We start from the raw sequence: 7,448 nt of genomic DNA, 5'->3' as shown, positions 1-7,448 counted from the left end.
ATGACGGTACACGCCCACCTCAACGACGCTCGGCCAGCTCCAAACGGGTGTCGCCGTAAACCCGTGGTGGCCATACCGACCAGCCGGACGGCCAATTCAGCGGCGCACTCCCGGCCGCCCGCTCCACCACAGCGACGCTGCCCTCGTGCACCCAACCATGGGCGGGCAACGCGGAAAGCACGGCCTCGACCTCGGCGGCGTCTACGTCGTAGGGCGGGTCGGCCAGCACCAGATCGAACGCGGCCGCGGTCCCGGCCGCCAGCACGGTTGCGACCGCTCCCCGGCGCAACGTCGCGCCGCGCAGACCCAGGGTTTCGATGTTGCGCGCGATGACGGATCCCGTGCGCGGGTCCGACTCCACGAAGAGCGCGGCGGCCGCGCCGCGGGACAACGCCTCCAATCCCAGTGCACCGGAACCGGAATAGAGGTCCAGCACGTTGAGGCCGGTCAGCTCGCGGCGGGCGGTCAAGATGTTGAAGAGCGACTCGCGCACGCGGTCGGTGGTGGGCCTGGTGCCGCGCTGCGGGACCGCAATGCGCCGGCCGCCGGCCACGCCGCCAATGATCCGGGTCACCTGCCCATACCTACAACAGCGTGGACCAGTAGTCCCAGAACCGCGCCATGATCATTGAGAACACTGCGGTGAACCAGAGTGCGGCGATGGACCACCGCCACTGGAAAAGCACCCATCCAGGACCGGACTGCCGACGTTGCAATACCGGGCGATAAGCGATCGAGGCGACCACTACCAAAAGCGAAATGGTGACCACCCACACCACCATGCAGTACGGGCACAGCGCATTGATCCGATACAGGCTCTGGAAGATCAGCCAGTGCACGAACACCGCGCCGACCGCCACGCCGATCGTCATCCCCAGCCAATACCATTGCGGCAAAGCCACTTTGGTCAACGCCAGTAGGCCGGTGACGACGACCACGGTGAAGGCCACCAGCCCCAACAGCGGGTTGGGGAAGCCCAGCACGGACGCCTGGGGGGTGACCATCACCGAGCCACAGGCCAGGATCGGGTTGATGTTGCAGGACGGCACGTATGACGGGTCGAGCAGGATGTCGATCTTCTCGACCGTCAGCGTCATCGATGCCGCCAGGCCGACCAGACCCGAGATCAGCACCCACCAGGCGCTGAGCGCCGGAACGCGCGCCGCCTCAGCTGGTTCCGGTGTCAGGTCCCCGGGGGGGTCGGCCGCTTCTGTCGACACCGCACCGGTCATGTGGAGGCTGGGGCGACCGCGCCGTCGATGCCCGGAATGTTGCCCACGATTTCTTTGATCTTGTTGACCATCGCCTCAGGTGTCGAGGGATCGTAGTCATCGCCGTTGATTTTGATGGTCGGCGTGGCGTTGATATGCGCGGCCGCCGCCGCACCGGTGACCTTGGAAAGGTATTTGCCGCTGTTGATGCAGTCCGGCACCCTGCCCACCACGCCCGCCTCGCGGGCGAGTTCGATCAGCCGCGCATTGTCGGGAAAGGTCTTGCCGGTTTCGCTCGGCTGAATGTCGGTGCTGAACAGCGCGGAGTGGAAGCGCCGGAATGCGTCCTGGTTCTCATCGGCGACGCACAGCGCCGCAGCACCCGCCCGCGAGGAATAGTTCTGGTTTCGTGAGCTGTCAAGGATGGACACCATGGAGTAGTCCGCCGCGATCGCGCCGATGTCGATGAGCCTGGAGACCGTCGGACCGAAGGTGCGCTCGAAGTTGCCACAGGCCGGGCACAGGAAGTCCTCGTAAAACGTCACCACGGCCTTGGGATTACTGCTGCCCGGCTGGGTGACCAGCTTGCTCGACGTCACCCGCACGGCATCGCCGGCGCCGCTGGGTGCGGCCTTCTTGTGATGCGACGTGACGATGTAGAAGACGAGGGCGACCGCGAAGATCACCACGAACGCGGTGCCGCCGATCTGGACGAGCCTGCTCGACTTACCGGCCGAGGCCGACTTCATGTCAAATCGGGGGGGACGTTTGGGTTTGTCGGCCACAGGTTCCCTGATCTTTCGGTACGAGTTATCGGTCTGTCAGGTTGCGGACAAAGCGATCGGACAAAGCGTCTCTAGGTTACCGGCGCCCGCGGCTCACCGAGTCAGACCCGGCTCAGGTGTGCCCGCAAGGCGGAAATCAGTTCGCTGGTCGCCACCATGCTGTCGCCGCCCAGCGGGAACAAATTGACGAAGCCATGGGTCAGCGAACCCAGGTAGCGCAGGTCTACCGAGACGCCGGCGGCCCGCAGCGCCTCGGCGTAGCTCTCGCCTTCGTCGCGCAACGGATCGAAGCCGGCGACCGCGATCAGTGCGGGCGCCAGTCCCGTCAGCGATTCGGCCAGCGCCGGCGACACTCGCGGGTCGGTCCGGTCCAGATTCGAACGCCGCAGATATTGGGATTCAAACCAGTCGATGTCCCGCTTGGTCAGCACGAAGCCGCGCGAGAAGAGGGTCAGCGACCGGTTCTGAGCGGTGCAGTCGGTCTTGGGATAGATCAGCCATTGCAGCGCCGGCGCGGGACCATCCTCGTCGCGCGCTATCTGGCTGACGACGGCGGCCAGGTTGCCGCCCGCGCTGTCCCCGCCGACCGCGACCCGTCCCGGAATCGCGCCGAGCTCGCCGGCGTGCTCAAACGCCCAGATGAAGGCCGCGTAAGCGTCGTCGATGGCGGCCGGGGCCGGATGTTCGGGTGCCAGACGGTAGTCGATCGACAAAACGTGAATGCCGGCGTCACGACAGATCAGCCGGCACAGCGCGTCATAGGTGTCCAGATCACCGATCGACCAACCGCCACCGTGGTAGAAGACCAGCAGCGGCGCGGCCGCGCCATCGGCCGGACGGTAGTGGCGGGCCCGGATCGCGCCGGCCGGGCCGGGGAGCGACAGTTCGTCGACGTCAACGTGGATCTGCGGACCGGGCAGCCCCACGATCTGCTCGCGCAGCTGGGTGCGCGACGCCTGCACGTCGTCGTCGACCACCAGCCCGTCGATCCCGACGGCGCGTAGGCCCGACAGCATCAGCTGCAGGGTCGGATCCAGTGTGTTGCCGTCGATGATGACCGAACGACTGCGGACCAGCCCTCGCCGCAGCGCGGTCGGGATCCACGGGATGACCTTGGTCCCGAGATTGGTGATGGCGCCCTGGATCCGACTGGCCAGCGGCACCGAATGTTCGGCCCCAGACGGAACTCCCGGCGCCCCTGACAGGAGCCTGGTCATGAACAACCCCCTTACGACAACACGTGCTAACGCTCGACGACGAACGGCCATCAGTTCTCACCGCACATCGGCACTCAAGGCTTACCGGCCCGGGTGGCCACCAAACGGAGCGGTCAACACCGCCGTCGATCATCCGGCCCATCGACATCACCGGCTCGCCGCATCGCGGAAGCCCGCCGATAGCGGACCGCCGCGCGACTAACTGTACGGGGTCGCCTAACGGGTGCCGACGGCGCGGATAGACGCCCGTCCAGGTGTTGGTTAGGTTGCCTTTACACACTCGGTACTATCGTGATCCCAGGTCGGTGAGCTTTCATCGAATTGCGAGCAACTTCGACGTGTTCGATATCGAGCGCCTCGAACTCGGCGCCGGACAGCGTCGATCTCGTCGCTCGATGACGGAACCCGGCTCGGTGCACATCTCGAACCTTCAATTTCACAGGCAGGTGAATGAATTGGCCGGCGAGTCGGGCTCCGCCTTACCCTCAATTGCTCTCAACGACGAAAACACGATCCCGGCCCTCGGCCTGGGCGTCGCGGAATTGTCCGATGACCAGACCGAACGTGCGGTGTCGGCTGCGCTGGAGCTCGGCTGCCGGCTGATCGACACCGCCGCTGCTTACGGGAACGAAGCCGCCGTCGGGCGTGCGATCGCCGCCTCCGGGATTCCCCGCGCCGAGCTGTTCGTCACCACCAAGCTGGCCACCGCCGACCAGGGTTTCAAGGGAGCGATGGACGCCTGCAACGCGAGCCTGGAGCGGCTCGGCCTCGATTACGTCGACCTGTACCTGATCCACTGGCCCGCCCCGGCTTTGGGGACCTATGTGAACTCCTTCGGCGGCATGATCCAGTCCCGCGCGCAGGGTCAGGCCCGCTCGATCGGTGTCTCCAACTTCACCGAGGAGCACCTGACCACGGTCATCGACCTCACCTTCGTCACCCCGGCGGTCAACCAGGTCGAGCTGCACCCGCTGCTCAACCAGGAAGCGCTGCGCAAGACCAACGCCGAACACAACGTGCTCACGCAGTCCTACACCCCGCTGGTGCTGGGCAAGCTGAACGACAACCCGACGGTGAACTCGGTCGCCGGCGAATACGGCAAGACCGCCTCGCAGGTATTGCTGCGATGGAACCTGCAGCTGGGCAATGCGGTCGTCTTCCGGTCGGCCAATGCCGAACACATCGCGTCCAACTTGGACGTGTTCGACTTCGAGCTGGCCGACGAGCACATGGATGCGATCAACGCGCTCAACGACGGCACTCGGCTGCGCCCCGACCCGGAAACCTACGAAGGCGCGTAACCCGTTACCCGGTCGGGCAGGTGGTCGCGGCCTGACGCAGGACGCCGGTCGACGCCAGGTCCACCGGCAAGGAGTAACCGCGCAGCACCGCGATGAACTGCATGGCGTACTGACACGCGAATGCCGCATTCGGCGGCATCCACTGCGCCGGCGGCGAATCGCCCTTGTCCTGATTGGCCTGCCCGTCGACGGCCAACAGGTTGGCGGGATCGTTGGCGAAGCGCAGCCGCTCGGGGGCCGGCCAGCCATAGGCGCCCATGTCCCAGGCGTAGGCGAGCGGGACGATGTGGTCGATCTGAACGGACTCGCCGATCTTGGGGCCGCGCTGGAACGCAATGGTCTTGTTGGTGTACGGATCGTGCAGCGTGCCGGCGGCCACGGCGTCCGGACACCGCTTGATCGACACGTAAGTCTTGTCGACGAGATCGCGGTTGAGGATGTCGTCGCGGGTGTCGCATCCGTTATGCCCCATCGGGGCGTCGTTTTCGTCGTCCCAGGCGGCGCCGAATGCCGACCGCAGGTAGTCGTAGCGGTGCTGGCGCAGCGGCACGACGGCGACGCCTCCCAGCACATCGGTGCCTGGCTGGACGGTCGGAACGTCAGCGCGCGCAGCGTATTCGGCGGAGCGTCGTGCGGTCGAGGATCCCACCGTCTGGTAGGCCACCAGCAACGCGAGCGCCGCCGCCGCGGCAAGCCACAGCAGTAGCTTGCGGTTCACGACTTGTCCAGATATTCGATGCGGTCGGTGTCGGTGAATCGCGCGGCCAGCACCGTCAAGCCGGGGTTCGAGCGGTCGTCGGTGTAGGCCTGCACGCAGAAGTCTCGGGCGGCCTCGATGAACTCCTGATGATCGGCCAGGGACAGCAGTCGCAATGTGATCGCCTTTCCGGACTGGTTGCGGCCTAACACATCTCCCTCACGGCGCTCCTTGAGGTCGAGATCGGCCAGGGCGAAGCCGTCCAGCGTCTCGGCCACCGCACGCAACCGCCGGCCGGCCGCCGAATTCGGCGCCGACCAGCTGGCGAACAGGCATAGGCTCGGATGCCGGCCGCGACCGATGCGGCCGCGCAGCTGATGCAACTGACTGATCCCGAACCGGTCGGCGTCCATCACCAACATGACGGTGGCATTGGGGACGTCGACGCCTACCTCGATGACGGTGGTGCACACCAGCACGTCGACCTCGCCGGACCGAAAGGCCGCCATCGCGGCGTCCTTCTCCTCGGCCGGCAGCCGCCCATGCATCAGGCCCAGGCGCAGATTCGCCAGCTCGCCGGAGCGCAGCCGGGCGTACAGACCCTCGGCGGTCTCCGGCGCCTTGCCGTTCTGCTCCTGATCCCCCGGGTCGTCGCTCTCGTCGATGCGCGGCGCCACGACGTAGGCCTGGCGGCCGGCGGCCACCTCCTCGGTGATGCGCTGCCAGGCCCGGCCCAGCCACGCCGGCTTTTCCCTGACGAAGATGACGTTGCTGGTGATCGGCTGGCGGCCGCGCGGGAGTTCGCGCAGCGTCGAGGTTTCCAGGTCGCCATACACGGTGAGCGCGACGGTGCGCGGAATCGGCGTCGCCGTCATCACCAGCAGGTGCGGCGTTACCCCGGGACGGGCCTTGGCCCGCAACTGATCTCGCTGCTCCACACCGAAGCGGTGCTGTTCGTCGACCACCACCATGCCCAGGTTGTCGAATTCCACCGCGTCCTGCAGCAGTGCATGGGTGCCGACGACGATGCCGACCTCGCCGCCGGCGACCTCGGCGCGGATCTGTTTCTTCTGGGCGGCAGTCATCGAACCGGTCAGCAGCGCCAGCCGGGTGCCGTTATCGGCACCGCCCAGCTGACCCGCCATCGCCAACGGGCCAAGCACGTCGCGGATCGACCGGAGATGTTGTGCCGCAAGTACTTCCGTGGGCGCCAGCAGTGCGCACTGATAACCGGCGTCGACCATCTGCAGCATGGCCAGCACCGAGACGATCGTCTTGCCGGAGCCGACCTCGCCCTGCAGCAATCGATTCAGCGGGCGGGTCGCCGCGAGCTCGTCGGTCAACACCCCGAGCACCTCCCGCTGCCCCGCGGTCAACTCGAAGGGTAAGCGCCCCAACAACTCTGCGGCCAAACCATCCGCACGCGGCTGCGCCGACGGCCCGGACTCCGACAACTCGCCGTGACGACGGGCCACCAGCGCCCACTGCAGGCCGACGGCTTCGTCGAAGGTCAGGCGCACACGGGCCCGCTGGCGCCGCGACTCGCTCTCGGCCAGGTGGATGTCGCGCAGCGCCTCGTCTTCAGAGACCAAGCCGAGTTTCTCGCGCAGGGCCTCGGGCACCGGATCCGGCACCGGATCGAGCACGTCGAGCACTTGGCGCACGCACGAAAAGATGTCCCAGCTCTGCATTTTCGTGCTGGCCGGATAGATCGGAAAGAAGTGGCGTTCGTAAGCGTCCAACAGTTCCTCACCGCTGGTCGCTTTCGAGGCGTTGGCGATGTTCTTCAGAGATCGGGTCCCGCGGTTGCGTCCGTCCGGGGAGTCGAGGATGAGGAACGCCGGGTGCGTCAGCTGCATGACGTTGTTGAAGAATCCGACCTCGCCGGAGAGCATCACCTTGGTGCCCTTCGTCAAATCCTTTTTCAGGTAATTCGCGTTGAAGAACGTCGCGGTCACCTTGCTGCGCCCGGCGCCGAGGGTGATGCGGTGGCACAGTTTCTTCGGCGTCTTCTTCATCGGGAACGTCTTGGTTTCGGCGATCGTGTCGATGATGGTGATGTGCTCGCCCGTTTCGGGCCGCTCGCCGTCGGCGTCCCATCGCGTCGCGCCCTCGGTGTAGCTGCGCGGATAGTGGCGCAACAGGTCGTCGACGGTGCGGATGCCGAACACCTCGTCGAGCGATTCGGCGGCCTTGGCGCCCACGACGAAGTCCAGCCGGTCGCTTAGCGAGACCAT

The 7,448-nt window shown here is 66.3% G+C and carries 7 protein-coding genes; 1 reads left to right on the top strand and 6 read right to left on the bottom strand.

The genetic code is table 11. The features are described from left to right. Positions 1–19 precede the first annotated feature (19 nt). The 4 genes from rsmD to AC5Y4F_RS26170 form a co-directional block, all read right to left on the bottom strand. On the bottom strand, positions 20–574 hold the full coding sequence (gene rsmD, locus AC5Y4F_RS26185; RefSeq protein WP_499999514.1) for a 16S rRNA (guanine(966)-N(2))-methyltransferase RsmD: 555 nt from the start codon (positions 572–574) through the stop codon (positions 20–22). Positions 575–584: 10 nt separating this feature from the next. After that, entirely contained in the window at positions 585–1,232 is a 648-nt protein-coding gene (locus AC5Y4F_RS26180) for a vitamin K epoxide reductase family protein (RefSeq protein ID WP_067931971.1), read from the bottom strand. Continuing rightward, positions 1,229–1,996, bottom strand: a complete 768-nt coding sequence (locus tag AC5Y4F_RS26175) for a DsbA family protein (protein WP_067931972.1) — start codon at positions 1,994–1,996, stop codon at positions 1,229–1,231. The genes AC5Y4F_RS26180 and AC5Y4F_RS26175 overlap by 4 nt, the downstream gene beginning before the upstream one ends. 101 nt (positions 1,997–2,097) lie before the next feature. After that, on the bottom strand, positions 2,098–3,213 hold the full coding sequence (locus tag AC5Y4F_RS26170; RefSeq protein WP_499999511.1) for an alpha/beta hydrolase: 1,116 nt from the start codon (positions 3,211–3,213) through the stop codon (positions 2,098–2,100). Between the two features lie 455 nt (positions 3,214–3,668). On the opposite strand from AC5Y4F_RS26170, the gene AC5Y4F_RS26165 reads away from it, so the two are divergent. Then, the gene (locus AC5Y4F_RS26165) at positions 3,669–4,514 is read left to right on the top strand and encodes an aldo/keto reductase (RefSeq protein ID WP_499999521.1); all 846 of its coding nucleotides are present in this window, start codon (positions 3,669–3,671) and stop codon (positions 4,512–4,514) included. A 4-nt stretch (positions 4,515–4,518) separates the two neighbouring features. Here AC5Y4F_RS26165 and AC5Y4F_RS26160 read toward each other — a convergent pair whose 3' ends face one another. Then, the gene (locus tag AC5Y4F_RS26160; protein WP_499999508.1) at positions 4,519–5,232 is read right to left on the bottom strand and encodes an HNH endonuclease family protein; all 714 of its coding nucleotides are present in this window, start codon (positions 5,230–5,232) and stop codon (positions 4,519–4,521) included. Continuing rightward, positions 5,229–7,448: an ATP-dependent DNA helicase RecG gene (recG, locus tag AC5Y4F_RS26155; RefSeq protein WP_499999505.1), complete on the bottom strand. Its 2,220-nt coding sequence runs from the start codon at positions 7,446–7,448 to the stop codon at positions 5,229–5,231. The genes AC5Y4F_RS26160 and recG overlap by 4 nt, the downstream gene beginning before the upstream one ends.

The sequence above is a fragment of the Mycobacterium sp. NGS56 genome, assembly GCF_059812425.1.
This window is presented reverse-complemented; position numbering and strand designations above follow the sequence as displayed.

Bases quoted from the DNA above. Each gene is read 5' to 3' on its own strand.
- AC5Y4F_RS26180 (WP_067931971.1), bottom strand. From the start codon at position 1,232: ATGACCGGTGCGGTGTCGACAGAAGCGGCCGACCCCCCCGGGGACCTG.
- AC5Y4F_RS26170 (WP_499999511.1), bottom strand. From the start codon at position 3,213: ATGACCAGGCTCCTGTCAGGGGCGCCGGGAGTTCCGTCTGGGGCCGAA.
- recG (WP_499999505.1), bottom strand. From the start codon at position 7,448: ATGGTCTCGCTAAGCGACCGGCTGGACTTCGTCGTGGGCGCCAAGGCC.